General features: G+C 46.0%; 13 protein-coding genes. 5 read left to right on the top strand and 8 right to left on the bottom strand.

From position 1 onward, the window contains the following. Nucleotides 1-135: 135 nt before the first annotated feature. The 4 genes from CCY01nite_RS27135 to CCY01nite_RS20245 all read left to right on the top strand — a co-directional run bounded on the left by CCY01nite_RS27135 (nt 136) and on the right by CCY01nite_RS20245 (nt 8,754). Nucleotides 136-465, top strand: a complete 330-nt coding sequence (locus CCY01nite_RS27135) for a DUF6660 family protein (protein WP_371863621.1) — start codon at nt 136-138, stop codon at nt 463-465. A 246-nt stretch (nt 466-711) separates the two neighbouring features. Next, a complete protein-coding gene (locus tag CCY01nite_RS20255; protein ID WP_146865622.1) occupies nt 712-5,037 on the top strand; it encodes a CusA/CzcA family heavy metal efflux RND transporter in 4,326 nt (1,441 codons plus the stop codon). Nucleotides 5,038-5,058: 21 nt separating this feature from the next. Further along, the gene (locus CCY01nite_RS20250) at nt 5,059-6,339 is read left to right on the top strand and encodes an efflux RND transporter periplasmic adaptor subunit (RefSeq protein ID WP_146865620.1); all 1,281 of its coding nucleotides are present in this window, start codon (nt 5,059-5,061) and stop codon (nt 6,337-6,339) included. 111 nt (nt 6,340-6,450) lie between these two features. Continuing rightward, a complete protein-coding gene (locus tag CCY01nite_RS20245) occupies nt 6,451-8,754 on the top strand; it encodes a heavy metal translocating P-type ATPase (RefSeq protein ID WP_246129986.1) in 2,304 nt (767 codons plus the stop codon). 827 nt (nt 8,755-9,581) lie between these two features. Here CCY01nite_RS20245 and CCY01nite_RS20240 read toward each other — a convergent pair. From CCY01nite_RS20240 to CCY01nite_RS20205, 8 genes are read right to left on the bottom strand one after another with little or no spacing between them, the layout of a single operon-like run. Beyond that, complete coding sequence (locus tag CCY01nite_RS20240; protein ID WP_246129985.1) at nt 9,582-10,055, bottom strand: EamA family transporter; 474 nt, start codon at nt 10,053-10,055, stop codon at nt 9,582-9,584. A gap of 6 nt (nt 10,056-10,061) precedes the next feature. Beyond that, on the bottom strand, nt 10,062-10,757 hold the full coding sequence (locus CCY01nite_RS20235) for a phosphatase PAP2 family protein (protein WP_222614458.1): 696 nt from the start codon (nt 10,755-10,757) through the stop codon (nt 10,062-10,064). After that, entirely contained in the window at nt 10,754-13,867 is a 3,114-nt protein-coding gene (locus CCY01nite_RS20230; protein WP_146865618.1) for an efflux RND transporter permease subunit, read from the bottom strand. Before CCY01nite_RS20230 ends, CCY01nite_RS20235 begins: the two co-directional genes overlap by 4 nt. A gap of 6 nt (nt 13,868-13,873) precedes the next feature. Beyond that, a complete protein-coding gene (locus CCY01nite_RS20225; protein ID WP_146865616.1) occupies nt 13,874-14,791 on the bottom strand; it encodes an efflux RND transporter periplasmic adaptor subunit in 918 nt (305 codons plus the stop codon). A 16-nt stretch (nt 14,792-14,807) separates the two neighbouring features. Beyond that, the gene (locus tag CCY01nite_RS20220; RefSeq protein ID WP_186831177.1) at nt 14,808-16,094 is read right to left on the bottom strand and encodes a TolC family protein; all 1,287 of its coding nucleotides are present in this window, start codon (nt 16,092-16,094) and stop codon (nt 14,808-14,810) included. A gap of 22 nt (nt 16,095-16,116) precedes the next feature. After that, nucleotides 16,117-16,548, bottom strand: coding sequence for a PepSY-like domain-containing protein (locus CCY01nite_RS20215; RefSeq protein ID WP_146865612.1), 432 nt, complete (start codon nt 16,546-16,548; stop codon nt 16,117-16,119). A gap of 53 nt (nt 16,549-16,601) precedes the next feature. Then, nucleotides 16,602-17,867 (bottom strand): sensor histidine kinase, encoded by a 1,266-nt coding sequence (locus CCY01nite_RS20210; protein WP_186831176.1) that lies wholly within the window; start codon nt 17,865-17,867, stop codon nt 16,602-16,604. Then, nucleotides 17,864-18,538 (bottom strand): response regulator transcription factor, encoded by a 675-nt coding sequence (locus tag CCY01nite_RS20205; protein WP_146865608.1) that lies wholly within the window; start codon nt 18,536-18,538, stop codon nt 17,864-17,866. Before CCY01nite_RS20205 ends, CCY01nite_RS20210 begins: the two co-directional genes overlap by 4 nt. Before the next feature lie 612 nt (nt 18,539-19,150). On the opposite strand from CCY01nite_RS20205, the gene CCY01nite_RS27160 reads away from it, so the two are divergent. Further along, on the top strand, nt 19,151-19,546 hold the full coding sequence (locus CCY01nite_RS27160) for an HYC_CC_PP family protein (protein WP_443092684.1): 396 nt from the start codon (nt 19,151-19,153) through the stop codon (nt 19,544-19,546). Nucleotides 19,547-19,668 lie beyond the last annotated feature (122 nt).

Genomic DNA, 19,668 nt, shown 5'->3' with positions numbered 1-19,668 from the left:
CAGTTCAGCGATTGCTTTACTCCCCACTCAAAATATTGTTTATCAAGCTAGTATGTCCTTGTTTGCAACAAGCCTTCATAAATTTTCTAAACTACCCATTCATAATATCATATAAAATTCAATACTTTTGCCGTAATGCGGAACGCTGCAACTATATTATCAATTATTATGATCATCCTTAGCTGTATTCCATGTGCAGACCAAGGACTAAGCGGCGGCTCAGTATCCCCTACACAAAATCATTATAGTTCCGTTCAGGAACATTCCTCCGGGCACTCCAAGCATCATAACGATGCATGCTCTCCTTTGTGTGTTTGTTCGTGTTGTTCAGTAGTCACATTTGTCTACCAATATGTGAGCATCGATATTCTATTACCAGAATCGTTATCTTCCTACAATTGTTACAATAACTATTCGTATCCGGAACTTTCTTTCCCGATTTTCCAACCGCCCCAGCTCGTCTAATTAAAGCCTTTTCGGCTACATCGTTCCTTACTGATTATTTCCGCATCCAAAAATTGGTTATGGCAAAATCTATGTCACGACCTTCTAAGGCTGGGAATGCAAAAATGCGCAGGAAACAACGTGTCCCCCTCTGGTTGCGAATTACCAAAACGGCCGTACTCATACTCCTGGCATTTCTTGTTGCCCTTGCCATAGCGGGACGGGTAAAGCATTATTATAATTTTCATTACAAACCATTACTCAAACATGCTAAGTAGAATCATTAGCTTTTCAATAAAAAACAAATTAATTATTGGATTGATGACGTTGGCGCTTGTGGCTTGGGGCGTTTGGAGTGCCGGCCGACTACCGATTGATGCGGTGCCCGACATTACCAACAATCAGGTACAGGTCATTACCCGCGCCCCTACGCTGGCATCCCAGGAAGTAGAACAATTTATAACTTACCCCATCGAGCAAAGCCTTGCCAATCTACCGGACTTGGAGGAAATGAGATCCATTTCACGGTTTGGCCTTTCGGTTATTACAGTGGTTTTTCACGATGACATTGATATCTACTTTGCGCGCCAGCTAATAAATGAAAAGCTCAAAGAAGCGGAGGAAAAGATACCCATGGGCATGGGTACGCCCGAACTCGCACCGGTAAGTACCGGTCTCGGAGAGATATACCAGTACATCATACATCCTAAAAAGGGAAGTGAGGATAAGTACTCTGCCATGGACCTCCGCACCATGCAGGACTGGATTGTAGCCCGCCAACTTTACGGAACACCCGGTATCGCAGAAGTGAACAGCTTCGGGGGACTCGTAAAGCAGTACGAAGTTGCTGTTAACCCGGCGAGGTTGAAGGCACTGAACGTAAGCATGCAGGAAATCTTTATCGCGCTGCAAACGAATAATGAAAATACGGGAGGCGCCTATATCGACAAGAAACCAAATGCTTATTTCATCCGTGGCATCGGCCTCGTTTCCAATCTGGAAGATATCGGCAATATCGTTGTGAAAAACGTGAACGGCATTCCGGTACTGATCAAGAACGTCGCTGATGTACGTCTTGGCAGCGCGGTACGTTACGGAGCCCTGACCTACAACGGTGAAAAAGAAGCCGTGGGAGGCATTGTAATGATGCTTAAAGGCGCCAACAGCGCGGAAGTGGTATCTCGGGTAAAGGAAAAAATGAAAACCATTCAATCTTCCCTTCCCACCGATATTGAAATAGAAGCTTATTCCGACCGCACAGGCTTGGTAGATCGTGCAATCAATACCGTAAAAACCAACCTGATAGAAGGTGCGCTCATCGTCATCTTCGTGCTTGTTATTTTCCTTGGGAACATTCGCGCCGGCCTAATCGTGGCTTCTGCAATTCCATTGTCCATGTTGTTTGCGCTGGGCATGATGAACCTCTTCGGAGTCAGCGCCAATCTCATGAGCCTGGGGGCGATTGATTTCGGGCTCATCGTCGATGGTGCTGTGATCATCGTAGAGGCCACGATGCACCATCTTGGCCTGCGAAAATCCCAAGTAAAAATGACGCAGGCGGAAATGGACGAGGAAGTATTTCTTTCTGCCTCGAAAATCCGGAACAGTGCCGCATTCGGTGAAATTATCATCCTGATTGTATATATCCCTATTCTGTCGCTGGTCGGAATCGAAGGAAAGATGTTTCGGCCTATGGCCCAGACGGTGGGCTTCGCCATCATGGGCGCACTGATACTTTCCCTCACTTATATTCCCATGATGTCCGCGTTGGTCCTGCCGAAGAAACTTTCGAACAAACGGACATTCGCAGACAAGATGATGGACTTCTTCCAACGGCAATACGCCCCGTTAATCCGCACCGCTATAAAATTCAAATATATGGTTGTGACTATAGCCGTATTCCTGCTGGCTGTCACGATCCTGATCTTTAGCCGGATGGGCGGCGAATTTATTCCGCAACTCCAGGAAGGTGACTATGCATTCCACTGTATCCTTCCCCAGGGATCTTCCCTGTCGCAAAGTATAGAAACGTCCATGCAGGCCAGCCGTATAATAAAATCGTTTCCCGAAGTGAAAATGGTGGTTGGAAAGACTGGTGCCGCGGAGGTACCGACCGATCCAATGCCGCCGGAAGCGACCGACCTTATAATAACGCTCAAGCCGCAGGATGAATGGGGAACAGAGGAAAGTTATTCAGAACTGGCGGAACGCATGCTCGAAAAGTTGGAGGTCATTCCAGGTGTGTTCTTCGAGGCTTCACAGCCGATCCAGATGCGGTTCAACGAATTGATGACAGGCGTCCGTCAGGATGTCGCCATCAAAATATTCGGTGAAAATATAGATACGCTGGCATTTCTAGCCCCAAAAATTGCGGCGGTTGTCCAAAGCGTAAAGGGAGCAACGGCGCCACAAATTGAACGGACAACCGGGCTTCCGCAGATAACGGTCACCTATGATCGCGCAAAGATTGCCGGGTATGGCCTGAACATCTCCGAGGTCAATAATACGATCAGCACAGCCTTCGCAGGTAAAGCTGCCAGTGTTGTGTTTGAAAATGAAAGGAAATTCGATCTGGTCGTACGTTTGGACAGCGCTAACCGGAGCTCAATGGAAGATGTAAGTAACCTATATATCTCCTTGCCGGATGGCAACCAGATACCGCTTGAACAGATCGCTACGGTCGCTATTAAGGAAGGCCCTGCGCAAATCAGCCGGGAAGAAGGTAAACGGCGGATCGTGGTTGGCTTCAATGTTCGTGATAGAGATGTCGAAAGTGTCGTGAAGGAGATAAAGGAGAAACTGTCAGCAGCCAAGTTGCTGCCGACTGGCTATTACCTTACATACGGGGGAACGTTCGAAAATCTGCAGGAGGCCTCCGCACGCCTGAGCATCGCGGTGCCCGTATCCCTGATTCTGATCTTCATGTTGCTCTACTTCACGTTCGGATCGTTCAAAGAAGCGACCTTGATCTTCACAGCCATCCCTATGAGCGCCATCGGCGGGATTTTGGCTCTATTGCTAAGGGGAATGCCATTTAGCATCTCCGCTGGCGTTGGGTTTATCGCCCTGTTCGGAGTAGCGGTATTAAACGGCATCGTTTTGATCAGTACATTTAATCAACTCGAAAAAGAAGGGATGAAAGATGTGATCGCCAGGGTGCTTGAAGGGACGAAGATCAGACTCCGGCCTGTATTGATGACGGCCACCGTGGCCTCGTTGGGCTTTTTTCCGATGGCATTGTCCACTGGCGCAGGTGCTGAGGTGCAGAAACCGTTGGCAACCGTGGTGATTGGTGGACTCGTTTCGGCAACCTTTCTAACACTGGTTGTATTACCATTGTTATATATCATATTCTCAGTTAGAGGCAGCGGTATGAAGCTAAAACCGTCCGTGGCTATGATTCTGCTTATCCCTGCGCTTTCCCTGGCAACTTTCAGCGCCCGGGCACAGGAGACTCCCGGTAAGCGCACGACCATCAACGAAGTAATGGGATTGGCAAAAGAAAACCTGCGGTTCGCAGTCGGCCAGGAGATGATTGGTAAAGGACAGGCCTTGGTCAAATCCGCGAACCTACTACCCAAAACAGGCGTATTTGCGGAAAACGAAGATTACCGCCCGAGCGACAAGGTTGGCATTCTCAAAATTGGGGTTTCCCAAAGCATTGCATGGCCCGGCCTTTACAAATCTCAGAAGAAGTTATATGGCGAACAACTCAAATATGCCCATATAAATGCTGTAGTTATTGATGCCGACGTAAAACGGGATGTACGCGGAACCTACTATCAGCTTTGGTTCCTGCAGGACAAAAAGAAACTGTTCCAACGCCTGGACAGTATCTATAAAACCCTCTCCGATGCAGCACGGCTGAAGGTTAGGACTGGCGATAGTCCTGGCCTGGACAGCATCGCTGCCAATGTACGTATGAAAGAGCTCGAAGCGCAAATAGTGCAGGTGGATAAGGACATCCAAATCCAGCAAGCTCTTCTGCGACAAGTATTGAATGCGGATGAAAATGTACTGCCCGTTCTTGATCCCTTGGAAAAGCTTCCGCTTCCGCAGCTATTGCCGGACAGCCTGCATCCAATCATGCAGTTGGAACACCAAAATGTTTCCATTGCGAATGCGGGTGTAGCAGTAGCACGAAATGAGAATATGCCGGAGTTCTCTGGACGCTTTTTCAGCCAACGCCTTTATGGAATGAGTAATCCATTTACCGGCTTTTCCGTAACCGCGTCTTTTCCCCTCTTCGGTGCCGGCTCATATAAGCAAAAGGTTCGTGTGGCCCAAGCCGAAACAAACGTTCAGGAAAAGCAGTATGCCTACAACCTCCAGGTATTCAATGCTCAACGTGCAAACGCGCTAAAGGAAGTTGAAAAAAATGTGAGCCTGCTGAAGTTTTACGAAACTACAGGGCTCGACCAGGCGGAAGAGATCCTTAAAGCCGCCACGCTTGCTTACCGCGCCGGTGAAATCAGCTTTGCGGAGCTCGCCCAGTTCCTAACCCAAGCTATCGACATACAACGTAATTACCTGGACAATCTGAACACATACAACCATTCCGTAATTAATTACAACTATTTCATCAATCAATAATATTAACTCAATCAGTCTCAGATGAACAAAATATTGATTTTCTTAGCATATTTCTCGATATCAGCAGCCCTCTTTTCCTGTGAGGGTAAAAGCGGCCAGGAGAAAACAACTGAAGCCGAAGGCGACGAGCATCATGACGAACATGAAAACGAAAACACAGCTTCCCTCAACTTAGAACAGATGAAAAGCATCGGCGTAGAACTGGGAAAGATCGAAAACAAACAGCTCACATCCTCACTGCGGGCTAATGGCGTCTTAAAAGTTCCCAATCAAAGCCGGGCCACCATCAACTCCGTATACAACGGGGTAATTAAGTCCCTGTTGATTCAGACTGGCAGTACTGTTAAGAAAGGACAGGTTATTGCTACGCTTTCTAATCCTCAGTTTATTCAGGTCCAGGAAGAGTTTCTGGCCATTAACCCCAAGATTCAGCTTGCGCAACAGGAACTTATCCGCCAACAGGAACTTACCAGCGGCAATGCCGGCGCGTTGAAAAACCTCCAGATCGCGGAATCATCCTTATCCGAGCTGAAAACCCGCCGCGCGGCCTTGAAAGAGCAGATCGGGCTGATGGGCATAAATACGAACACGCTGGCAAGCGGCAATCTGATTTCAGTGATCAGCGTCCGTAGTCCCATAAACGGTGTAGTTAGCAATATTTCCGTGAACCTGGGCAACTCCGTGGACGTTAATACAGCGGTGGCCGACGTTGTGGACAATAGCCAATTACATCTGGACTTGTTCGTGTTCGAAAAAGACCTCTCCAAGCTGAAGAAAGGTCAACTCATTCATTTTACTCTGACAAATAATCCCGGTAAAGAGTATGATGCGGAAATTTTCTCATTGGGATCGTCCTTCGAAGGTGAAAGCAAGGCCGTTAGCGTACATGCGAAGGTGAAAGGTGACAAAACCGGCCTGATCGACGGAATGGGTATTACCGCACTCATCAGCCTTGAAAAAGCCGTGGCGCAGGCGGTTCCCACGGACGCGCTGGTTACCTACCAGGGGCAGGACTACATCTTCATCGTTTCCGATGCCCATGCTGAAAACGAACACCATGACGAAAGCGGCGAAAAGCACGACCATAGTGCCGCCGAACCGCACGATCATAAGGAAAAAGAGGAAGCGGTTGCGGCAAAGGGTATAACTTTTGAGAGAATTCCTGTTGCAAAAGGCACTACCGATGTAGGATATACTGAAATTACTCCTTTGAAGGATATTCCTGTCGGTTCGCAAATTGTGGTCAAAGGCGCATTTTTCATTCTTGCCAAGCAAACCAATACAGGAGGCCACGAACATTGATTTTTTAAAATATAAACGGCCAATATGGAAAAGATAAAGATTAACCTTGATTTGCTGCTGCCTGAAATACCTGATGAACGAGACGCATGCGTACAGCGAATAATTGCCGCCATGCAGCACCATAAAGGTATTGAGAAAGCCCATGTTATAACTGCCGATGAAAATAACGGCGCCAGGCTCTGCTTCCATTACGACCCAAATGAAATTTCCCTTGACCAGATCCAGCGGTATGCCCGCGAAGCGGGCGTATTCATTGCCCGGAAATACGGCCATCTGGTTATTGAGGTGGAAGCCATTCGAGAAATGATGGAAGCCAGTGTAGTGGAGGCCCAACTGAGGAAAGTTCCGGGTGTGGTGGACGCTTCCGTGTCCGCAACCGGCAATATCCGCATGGAGTTTGACCATACGGCAACCAACAAACAGGCTGTACTGGCTGCTATTGATAAAGAGGGGCTGAAATGGAAGTCTGTAAAGCAGCAAGAGCCTGCCCACGAAGAAACGGAAGTGGAAACGGAGGAAGAAGAACATGATCACTCACATGCGGAAGGTTCTTCGGCCGCCTGGAAAAAGTATCTACCGGCCATTATCAGCTTTATTATGCTGATAGCAGGCATCATCGCGGACAGTTATATAAAACCCTCTTTCTTCGCTGGCTGGGTTCGTTTAGCCTGGTATGCTATTGCATATCTTCCTGTGGGCTGGCCTGTAGCCAGCAAAGGCATCAGCCTGCTGGTAAAGGGCGATGTGTTTACTGAGTTCGTACTGATGACCATCGCCACGCTCGGCGCGTTCTATATCGGCGAATATCCTGAAGGCGTGGCAGTAATGTTGTTCTACACGGTTGGCGAGCTATTTCAGGATGCAGCGGTAACCCGCGCAAAACGCAGCATAAAGGCGCTGCTGGATATTCGCCCTGATACGGCAATGGTGTTGGTGGATGGTGCCTTTAAGGAAATGTCACCTTTGGATGTGAAAGTGGAAGATACTATTCAGATAAAAGTAGGTGAAAGGGTGCCGCTGGACGGCGTTATCATTAATGATGGCAGTTCTTTCAACACAGCGGCGTTAACCGGAGAGAGTAAGCCGTCCACTTTTGATAAAGGTGAAACCGTACTGGCGGGCATGATCAACCAGGAAAAGGTCGTGGAGCTGAAGGTGACGAAACTATTCAATGACAGTTCGCTGGCACGCATCCTTACCATGGTACAGGAAGCCACCACAAGGAAAGCGAAAACAGAACAGTTCATCCGCAGGTTCGCAAGAATTTATACGCCCATCGTGGTTTTTCTCGCCGTGGGCATCGCCCTTCTGCCTTACTTCTTCGTTAATCCATATGTTTTTAACGACTGGTTGTACCGGGCGCTGATCTTCCTCGTAATTTCCTGCCCCTGCGCGCTGGTAATCTCTATACCGCTGGGTTACTTCGGTGGAATCGGTGCGGCTTCCCGCAAGGGTATCCTGTTTAAAGGCTCCAATTACCTTGACCTGATGACCAAGGTGAACCGGGTGGTGATGGATAAGACCGGCACCCTGACAAAAGGCGTTTTCCGTGTTCAGGAGATTAAGAGCTTCGATATCCCGAAAGAAGAATGGCTGCCCATGGCTGCTGCCCTGGAAAGCAAATCCACCCACCCGATAGCTACAGCGGTGGTGGAATATGTTGGCGCTGCAGCAGATGATGTTGCAGTGGACGACTTGGAAGAGATCAGCGGCCACGGCCTGAAAGGCAGGATTTCGGGGAAGGAGGTGCTGGCTGGAAACGTGAAACTGATGAAGAAGATGAATATACCTGTTCCAGCGGAAGTAGAAGCCATCACCGATACGATTGTCGTAGTGGGTGTGGATGGAAAGTTTGCAGGGTACATCACCATTGCCGACGAGATCAAAGAAGATGCGAAAGATGCCGTTGACGCCCTTCATACCATGAATGTAAAAACTACCATGCTCAGCGGCGATAAGCAGTCAGTAGTCGATAAAGTGGCTGCTGCCTTGAAAATAGACAGTGCTTTTGGCGACCTGCTGCCGGAAAACAAAGTGGAAAAGATTGAGCAGATCAAGAAAGGACCCGGCGCGGTAGTGGCTTTTGTGGGCGATGGCATCAATGATGCGCCCGTACTGGCGCTTAGCGATGTGGGCATAGCTATGGGCGGCCTCGGAAGTGACGCAGCCATCGAAACGGCAGATGTGGTGATCCAGACAGACCAGCCTTCCCGTATTGCCACCGCGATGAAGATAGGCCGGGCTACCAACCGGGTAGTATGGCAGAATATCGGCCTGGCCTTTGGTGTTAAAGCCATCGTGCTCGTTTTAGGTGCAGGCGGGCTGGCAACTATGTGGGAAGCGGTTTTCGCGGATGTAGGCGTGGCGCTGCTGGCCATTGTAAATGCCATTCGCATCCAGCGGATGAAGTTCTAAAAATGATTGCAAGATTATGGAATCTATACTTAAAATATATCTGCCGGTATATTCCTCCAGCGGTGAAAACTACCGCTACCTGGTCACGGTGTGTTAGCATGCTATTCCGAAACCAGTAAACTATTAGATTGCCCTCCAGCGCTCCAGCTGAAGGCCTCCCATCCGTAGATATCAGCCTTGCCGAACCGGATTAATGTGATAAGATAAAGAGATGCCCTTTCCCGTCAACGGCGTGGTAGCTCCCGCAGGAGTTAGCGATGACCCTGCAGGAAAGAAATAACCGTTAGTCTGATCATGGGAGCTTTTATTACGGCCTGGATAGACAGGAAACTTTTGATATTTTCCTGGAAATAATATTAATGTTATTATTGGTCAAGCCAACTTTTTACTCAAAAAGCAAAGTTACCGGCAATCAAAACTTAACTCACCGGGAATTGATTGATAGTGAGGGAGAGCATTGCAGATATAGATTCAAGGTGTGGTCGGGTATTGTATTGAGTTTTTTCGTAGGGTCCCTTTCATCTCTTTTAGGCATAGGTGGAGGAATTATTTCACGTACCGGCACTTACTTTGTTGCTCAATTTCCCTGCACATATTGCCAGGGCCACCTCGCATTTGATCCTTGCTATTATGGCACTAAGCGGCACTATTGTTCATATCTTGCAAGGGTCAGTTGCCTAAACCTCTATCCATAGGAGCCGGTGTAATCATCGGGGCACAGTTTGGCGCAAGAGTTTCACAATTTGTAAAGCCACATTGGATCATCAGATCGTTAGCGATAGCATTGCTGTTAGTAGGAGTGCGCTTGCTTTTCAATTAGTTTTTAATCAGAAGATCAGCACTACTGTACCCGCGATAATGAGTAATGCACCAACGGCCGTTTTTATAGTTAATGCTTCTCCAAGAAAAATAACTGATAATATGATGGTTAATGCCACGCTGAGTTTATCTACAGGTGCTACCTGGGAAACTTTTCCCAGTTGAAGTGCCTTAAAATAAAAAATCCATGATAATCCCGTTGCTACACCAGATATGATCAAAAAAACAAGGTTCTGCCTGGACAGTGTATGCAAACCTTTTGACTCACCCCTTGCAAATACGATCACCCAGGCAATTATCAAAATGATGACCGTACGTATGGCAGTAGCCAGGTTTGAATTTATACCTGTTACACCCACCTTTGCAAAGATGGCTGTTAAGGAAGCAAAAAGCGCAGATAGTAAAGCATATATCCACCACATATTCATGTTAATTTGTCCATTAATTTTTAATAACTGGTCTCTAACATAAAGCCAGTACATCTTGTTTCAAAATAGAACTGTTTTATTCTTCCTTTTATTCCAGTGATATTGATGTGTCCAATAGGCTACTTTAGTGGATAGGATGCCGATACCAGCTGCCAATACCACATCGCTTAAATAGTGTTTGTTATTGGCCATCCTCAGTGCTCCGACTGTTGATGCGAGGCCATAAGAAACATACGGCACCCATTTGTAAAGGTGGCCATATTCCTCTGCGAGTAAAGTGGCGGCCGCGAACGCCTGCGCAGTATGTCCTGACGGAAAAGACGTGTAGGCACTACCATCAGGCCTTAATATATGCGATGTACTTTTCAATAAGCTTGTTGAGGCCAGCATCAGCATTTCACTTTTCAACAAAATTACTGACCGGTTCATGATATCTGTTTTGGGTTTCATGCCCAACGCTTCAAATCCATAGGTTAATACCAGCGGCGAAAACTGGAGATAATCATCCAGCCGGGTACGAAAGTGCGGGACCATCTCATTTCGTTCCTCTACAATTTCGTTTTTGATAGATTCTCTGCCATTGCCATTTAGCCCGAAACCTGCTACAATCAATGTAGCTGGCACAAAAAGCTGCTTTCTCTGGAATTTTAGCGGAACTATTTTTGAAGTACTGTCTGTTTTTTGTGCAAATGATGCTACTCCAGGTATAATAAATATTACCATAAGCAGCAGCGCTTTGCTGATGAATTTATTCATTGTTGAATAGTTTTTTGTTTGTAGATCAGGCGCAGGAAACTGGGAAATACGAAAAGCAATAAGGGGATACCTGCTATAAAACCGCCAATTACAGCGATGGCAAGCGGCTGCTGCATCTGTGCTCCCAGGCCGAATCCAAGTGCCAACGGCATCAACGCCAGGATGGCGCCAATTGCGGTCATCAGTTTAGGTCGGATACGCAAGGCAATGGCATATTTAATGGCATCATCCACCTTGCCGCCAGCCTTGAGGTTTGCAAAAAACTGGTTGATGGTAAATATGGCATTCTCCGCAATTATTCCAACTATCATAATGATACCTGTGTAACTGCCCACATTTAACGGGATACCAGTAAAATATAAGGCAAGCACACAACCTCCAATGCCCAATACGGAAATAAAGAGGATCAATATAGAGATCAGCCAGTGCCTGAACAGGAAAAGCAATACCGTGAATACCAGCAATGAAGCAGTAATCAAAATAAGCAGTAGTTCCTTGAATGAATGCTGCTGTTCGGCGTATGCGCCCCCATATGCTACTGTATAGCCCTGCGGCAGGGGCAGTTCTTTAGCAAAGCTTTGCTGTATTTCCTTTATCGCACTGCCAAGGTCTCTGTTTGTCAACCTGGCCGTGAGTACTATATTGGACTTCAAATCTTCGCGCTTTAATTCTGTTTCACCACTGATGATCTTTACTGTGCAAAAGAATGAAAGCGGTTTTGTGGTACCGTCCGGCAAAAAAATGAGGTCATTTTTGATCTTGTCCAGATTATTATCCTTAAAATTGGTAAACCGCATCAGTATTCTGCGCATTTGTTCCCCATCCTGGATGCTCCCAATCTGAACGCCGCCGGCCATGGCCATCTGCGCGGGCCCGAGTGTAGGCCCGTTGGCATTGATCCCAAGCGGAACACCACCCGTATAAGCCGTTAACTGCGTTTGAAAATCCAGTAATGAAATATTGAACTGCGCAAGTTTCTGAACATCCGGCATGAATACCATGGAAGGACCTGCCAGTACCAGCCCGTTCTCTATATCGGTTATACCTTTAACATTGCCCAGGATGCTTTCCGCCTGGTGAGCCAGTGTTTCCAGCTTCTGCTGATTATCACCAAATATTTTGATCTCTATAGGACTGGGAGTGCTCATCAGGTCACCCAGCAGATCAGAAATACGCTGCCCGAATGAAACGTGCAGGGATGGTTGCGTAGCTTCTATCTGCCTTCTCAGATCGTCAATAACATCCACTGTTTTATGCGTTCTGCTTTTTTTAAGCTGTATGGAATAATCACCGAAATTCTGAGGAACAGTTCTGAATGCCATCCGTATGCCGGTTCTCCGGCTGTAGGTTTCAACTTCCGGATGATGAACAAGTATCTGTTCCACCTCTCTGAGCATCCTGTCTGTTTCTTCCAGCGAAGTGCCGCTTGGCGAATAATAGTCGAGAACAATGGTGCCTTCATCCAGGTCTGGCAAAAAGCCGGTTTCCAGCTTGCCGGATACCAGATAGGCGCCCCCGCCGAGGAGCAGTACGAAAATGACCGCAAAGGCGGGTTTATTGAATAGCCAGGTGAGCCAGCGCAATTTGCGGGCGGGATCTGCATGCGGAGGCGTTGCATGATGGCTTATGGAATGCCGGAACCCTATAACCAGGTGCAGTACCGGCAACACGATCCATGTTACCAGGAAAGAACATACCAGTACAATCTGCATGGTGTCTGACAACTCCTTGAAGAAACTCCCCGCGAGCCCGCTCATCATGCGGAATGGGATGAAGATAACGATCGTTGACAGGGAAGATCCGACCATAGCAGGGAAGAGATCCCTGATGGCCTGTTTTACAATGGTGAAATTATCCCGTTCAGGGTGTTCTTCATGGGTACGGTATATCTGCTCTATAATTACAATTGCATCATCTATGATCAGCCCGATGGCGGCAGCAATGCCGCCCAGCGACATGATGTTGATGGTAAGGCCAGCCGCATAGAGCAATATTATTGAAAACGCAATGGTCACCGGAATGGTCAGAAGAACTACCAGGCTGGCCCGCCAGGAACGCAGGAATACGATCATCACAATAATGGCGAGGAGCAGACCTTCATAGATGGTTTTGGATACGCTGTGAATACTGTCGCCAACAAAAGAAGACTGGTCGTAGTAGGGCTTCAATTCCACTCCCGGCGGTAATACCCGCCTTACTTCCGCCGCCTTGCTTTTAACATCACGGGCAAAGTCCATAAGGTTCACACCCTGCTGCTTAACCAGGTCTATCAAAACGGCATCATTTCCATTGGCGTTTACAATTACAAATTCCTGCTGTTGCTGCAGATCAATAGTCGCGATATCCCTTAACCTGATGATCCTGTTACCATCGTTTTTTATGATCACATCCTGTAAAGCAATAATATCATCAACCCTTGTTTCCGTAAGGGTCAGGTAAAGCCTGTGGTAGTCTGCCAGGTTGCCGTTGGATGCTATAAAGTTGGTATTATTGAACACAGTGATCAGTGTGTTGGGCGTGATGCCCAGAGAAGACATTTTCACCGGGTCGGGAATAACTACATACTCTTTTACCTTTCCTCCTCTAACTACTACATTTGAAATACCGGCTACCTGCGAAAAAAGCGGCCGGACCAGGAGGTTGGCATTATCCTTTAGTTCTACAAGCCCTTTGGTGCGGCTTTCAAGCGTATACCCATAAACCGGGAACAGGGACTGGTTCATGGCTTCCGTGGATATAGTAACGCCCGCCGGAAGCATGCTTTTTATTTCATTGATCCGGCTCTCGATCTGCGTTTTCGCTGTATAGATATCCGTTTCCCAGTTAAAATATACCTCTATAACACAACTCCCCCTGCTGGTGCTGCTTTTGACAGTGGTGACGCCTTTCACCCGTTTTACAGCGCTCTCCAGCGGCTTGGTTACCGATATCATCATCCTGTCAATGGGTTGCTGGCCATTGTCTACTATCAGGTTTATTTTCGGGAAGGTGACTTCGGGGAACAATGCCGTCTGCATACGGAAGTAAGAGAATGCACCGGCTGCTGCCAATATTATTGCAACGAAAATAACAGGCTTCGATAATACCTGGAAATAATTGACTTTCCTCATTTCACCCTATTTAATAATTTTTACAGATGCGGTATCTGCCAGTCCATAATTGCCTTCTGATATGATTCTGTCTGCCGGGCTCAGCACGGGTGAAACAATCTCCATTTCATTTTCATTGCTTATTCCGGTAGTAATATCTACTTTAACCGCCGTTGTGTCGTTCACCAGTTTCATGATCCAGAAATTTTTCATCAATTCATCACTCAATACCGCCTCCCTGGGCAAGACCTGTGCATGAGGCCTGCTGTTGGTCGTTATTAGCACAGAAGCTACCAGGCCTTCGGGGAGGAAAGTGTTCCCTGCGGGGGCTACCAGGTATATTTGCGTTTGGGCTACGGGATTAAGAGCGCTTAATGCCTTTACTATCCGGCCCTGAATGCGCGACTTATCCGGCAATACAATCGCGCATTTCCGGTTTCGCTCAACAAGCGAATGATATTCATAAGGCACATTCAACTGGAAAGCCAGGTCGCTATTCCTGGTAATAGTACAGAATGGGTTACCCTCCATTATGTATTCTCCCGTTTGCTGCCGGTCGATCGTAGTTACAATTCCGGAAACGGGGGCCTTGATAATAATCTGCCCGAAATTCCGCAGACTGCTATCCACTGTAATGGTACTGTTGTTCAGCGCGACCCTTTCCTTGGTTTCCATTTCATACAACACTTGTCCTTTAGTTACCGCATCACCGTATTTAACATGTACCCGTATAATGTACCCGGCAACAGGTGCATTTACCCGGCTGCGTTGTAAGTACACTGCGGTAGCTGTGAGCCGTACCTGTTCATTCATGTCTTTAAATGTTACACCAGTGCATTTTACACTTGCTACCGGCCGGACTTCGGTTTCCTCATTGCCGCCAGCGGTATGGCAAGAAGTAAAAGCAAGAACTGCGAGTAGTGATATCAGATAGTTACGATTCATTCCAAATAGTTAAAGATTACCAGTTCCAATAATTATGATTATTTATTATCAGCTGACTGTTTGTTTGCAGCAAAAGAAGCTCTCTTTGCAGCGCCATTGCATTCTTCAGGGTGTTGACATAATCTATGACCGAGATCTGGCCGGTAAGCAGCTGCTGTTTGTAGTTGGCCAGTAATTTATCATATTCCATCAGCTGCTCGTCTACAAGAGAAATGCGTTCAGCCGTATTTTGAAGCTCAACCGCATACCTGTTCTTTCTTACTTCGTTTTGCCGGAGAAACGTTTCTTTATAGGCATCGGACGATTTCAGCAGGATGTTAGTACGTTCCCTGCTGATCTTTTTCTGCTTACCATCATATAAAGTCCATGCCAGGCTTACACCGGCATTTACACCAAACCGCCGGTACAGGGTGGACGTGTTAACTGCAGACAAACCAGAATTTGCAAAAACAGACACAAGTGGCTTGTATTTCAACTCAAATACGCGTTGCTGTGCGTTTAATGCGCTTTTATCCAGGTCGAACTTGCTAACGAATGACGAGCCGTTCACTTCCGGGCTTATCGTCAACGCTATATCCGGAAGTGTATGTAAAGTGGTATCACTTATTCCACTCAGCACGTTCAGGTCCAGGAGGCTGCTTCGATAGGCCGCATCCAGTGCTTTGCGGGCAATTACCTGTGTTTGCAGCTCTATGTTCAACAAGCTGAGATCTGATAATTTAAGAATGCTGGCATTAACCAGTTTTGTTACCACTTGCTGCTGCTCCTCCAATAGCTGGATATACCCGCCAACAAAATCAGCCTGCCGGCTATTCTGCAGGCATAGGATGTATTGATCGGTAACGATCTTTTCGATATCATGTTCCGTGAGCCGGATGGTGTTATCGTAAATCTGTCTGGAGATAGTGGCTTGATCAGCTAAAACGTCCAACTTTTGACGGCCGAACAGCGGCTGGCTGATGCCGATCAATCCCTGGTACAAACCGCCATTATTGGCCGACACATCGTACCCTATGTACTTTTGCGGATTGACAGGGTTCAGTTGCAATGCCGTTTTTCCATTATCCTGCGACAATACCGGCGCAAGGAGGTAATTGGCCGTAACTCCTGCCTGCGGGCTGACATACATCGCCTTCAGGCGTTCCACCTCCATCCTGGTAGCCTCTTTTTGGTTTTTATTGTCTTTTATAAGCGGGCTGTTTTCCTTTGCAGACCGGATATAGAACTGCAAATCGTTCTGGGCCATGAGCAGGTTGCTGAATATAAAAAACAGTATAGTAGTGAATATTACTTTTTTAAGCATAACTAGCAGAAATATGGTACAATCAATCAGCTTCCTCCTGTAAAAATTTTCCCTGTGCATCAAAAACGATTTCTTTACCTGTTATCTGGATCTCATAGGTAGTTGTTCCATCCGCGGTAACAATTTTTTCACAACGCTGTAATTTTTCCTTGTAATTGGCCTGAATATAGTCCGGTATAGCCGGCTGGGCAGGCAACTGGTCTTCATTGATTACCAGTTCTGTTTCGGTGACTACACCATTCTTATCAAAGGACACTGCGCCACTTCCTGTTGCGTCTTTGTATTTTGCCTCCCAAACAGGCGGTTCATCATTCCATTTTTCAATGGTTGCCTGCGGATGTAGCTTTTTAAAGGCTGCTACTATTTTCTCAGGTGGATTTCCTTTCTGCGAGCATCCAGCCATGATCGTAGCGGCCAGTAATACAGCCGCAACCAAGTAATTTTTCGTATTCATTGTAGAAGATTTGAATACGAAATTGAAAGCAGATTTAGTAGATTCTCTGAATTTTAGAAAAGAATGGAGAAATTATGGAGCCCATCGTACTGATAGGTGATCTGCCAGTTATATCGGTCACAAATCTCTTTGGCGATCGCTAAACCAAGCCCGTTATTACGGGTATCAGTAGCATTTTTCCCGAAACGGCTGTATAACATGGCAGTATCAAGGGGATGTTCAATTCCGGTATTTTGAATGACCAGGCGGTCCGGTGCTGAAATAATGATAATACGGCCGCCCTCCACATTATGCCGGATGGCATTAAGAATAAAATTGTTGATTAATATTTCGGTAAGGCCTTTATTGGAGAGCAGGTTTATTGCTGTTTGCAAGCTGGTTGTTATGCTCAGCTTTTTCCCATCCGCCTGTTCGGTAAAATAGGGCAATACTTCGTTGATCAATTCGCTTATGTTGACTTTCTCCGTATCAGCGAACTGGTTGTTCTCTATTTTAGCCAGCAACAGGAGGTTTTTATTGATCCGTGAAAGCCTTGAGGTAGAATCATATAAAGACTGGACTACAGCGGCCTGCGATGAGGTAAGTGATTCGTCCTGCATCAGAAGGTCTAATTTGGATTGCAATACAGCGAGGGGCGTTTGTAATTCATGCGCTGCATTTTGCGTAAAAACCTTTTGAGCCGAAAAAGAACGGAGACTTTCACTAATCAGCTTGTTCAATCCCTGATTTAGCTTTTGAAACTCGTAGGTATTGACTTCGTCAAATCGTGGAGTGACCAGTTTCTCCAGGTTGAACTGGTCAATAAGCTGCAAGGTTGTATAAAACGGCTTCCAAAGGCGATTAGAAATGAACCGGGTAAGAAAGAAAATAACGATCAGCAATCCAACGAGTACCCCAAGGTATATCCACACTATTGCTTTAATAAGATCCTCAGACTCTACCAGGTTCAATTGTATCATTAGTACGTAACTGTTACCCTGTATTTCAACATTGGTATACAATACCCGGTACGGCTCCCATTCAGGTGCCAGTACATCAAGAAATGTTTCCTGGATAATAGTGTCTTTCGGCTGGCTGGTAATAGTATCCGGGAGTATTCTTATATCCCGGTTAAATTTGTTCCATGTTGGAATATCATTTCCAGTGAGCGTAGCAATGTTATTTGTCAGGAATTCTTTTTTTCGCAACATGATCGCCTCATCCACATCATCCGTATACAATTTTTGTAACATCCCATAAAAAACGGGAGCACTTATCAGCAGAATAACTGCTGAAAAGAAAGTATAATAGAGAAGTGTTTTGTTAAGTAGCCTGTTCATGCATCCCATTTATAACCCATCCCGTAAACTGTCTTTATATAGTCAGCACTTCCTGCGTCGGCCAGCTTTTTCTTCAGGTTTTTGATGTGAGCATAGACAAAATCATAGTTATCCAGCATATCTGCCATGTCACCTGATAAATGCTCCGCCAAGGCAGCTTTTGATATCACTCTTTTTTTATTGCCGGTCAGAAAGATCAGCAGGTCATATTCTTTTTTCGTAAGCTGCACCTTTTGCCCGTTTACGGTGACCAGCTTTTCAAGCAGGTCAATGTCAATTTCATTGATCTGCAAATGATTGGCATTATTAAATTGTTTCCTTCGAATTACTGAATATATTCTGGCACTTAATTCCGAAAGATGAAAGGGCTTTGTCAGGTAATCATCTGCACCTGACTTCAAACCAGCTATTTTGTCTTCAATAGCCTGCTTTGTAGAGATAATAATAATGCCATCCTGCTTATTCTCTTTTTTTAATGCTTCCAGTATTTTTAACCCGTCCCCATCCGGCAGCATCAGATCTAACAGGATGCAATCATATTCATAAACACTTACTTTTTCAATCGCTGATCTAAAGGTTTCTGCAAATTCGCACCGATAGTTTTCCGCCTTTAAATAAGCGGCAATATTGGTTGCCAGCTCCTTCTCATCTTCAATGATCAGTATCTTCATAAAGCAATATAGCTTTTAAAGTTTGTAAAGTTGTGAGTAAGCCGGCATATTAGTTATTGTCTGAAGCCGGAGAAACCCCGCCTGCTGGGATTTTTCTTATCACTGGTAACATTGTTCAATCGGTAAAGGAACTGGAAATGTCCTGTGAAATGGCCAATTCATCCCTGTGAAACCATGTAGTTAATGGCTCTTGACAGTCAAGGAAGAAATTCAAATGGCAGTTGAAAAGGCAGAATATAAAGCAGGATCTCTGGCATAGGAATCCAACTGACGGACAGCTAAAAAACTGCCCTTTAATTTTAATATATTTGCCCTGACTATGTAAAGAATAAAAAAGATGGTGATTTCAGTCTGAAGTTCCTTTTTGTAAGAAAGAAAAACTCTATAAGTAATCCACCCAGCCTGCACCGCTCTTAGTTCCCGTTTCGTAGATATAGTTCCTCTTTGCGCCTAACACAAAACACACATATAATCCTTCTATCTGAATAAGCCTATGCATATATTGTTGATTATTATAATTTTATATTATAAAAAGCAATATGATTTAAAGAAAGGACAGCCCTGCAAAGAAAGTGGTATAATTTTTCGGCGTGATGGTTATTGACTTTCCACATGAAACGCGTATGTACTGTTATATTAGCCGTATCCTACCTCATTTTCGTGAGCGGAATAACTATATACCAGCATTATTGCATGGACGAACTGGAGAGTGTGAGCCTTTTTACTGGTGAGAACGGGTCATGTGGTAAATGTGGAATGGAAAGACATACAGCGCTCAGTAGCGGCTGTTGCAAAGATGTATCAATTTCCAGTTCAAGGTCCGATGATAGCCACATGCCTACGGTCTTTGCAATGCCCAACGCAGTGACCACCCTACTAAATATATTCTTACATGGCAATACGCTTTTTGTTTCTTTTTCGCACACCTCAGTACGCGCCAATACCGCCAATCATCCGCCACCTATACACCCTTCTTTATTTTTACAGTATCAGAATTTCCGGATCTGATCAAAAAACGCTTACCCCACTTTAGGTGATGCAGAGATTGTCACTTCTGCGACTCGCGCCGGCGTTTAAAAGACAATACCCTGCTCTATCAACAAATAGACCATCTGGTTATGAAATTGTAT

Origin of the sequence: Chitinophaga cymbidii, from assembly GCF_007992715.1 — a bacterium.
GTDB lineage: Bacteria > Bacteroidota > Bacteroidia > Chitinophagales > Chitinophagaceae > Chitinophaga > Chitinophaga cymbidii.
Note: the sequence above shows the minus strand (reverse complement) of the source record. Positions and strands in the feature narration are given on the sequence as shown.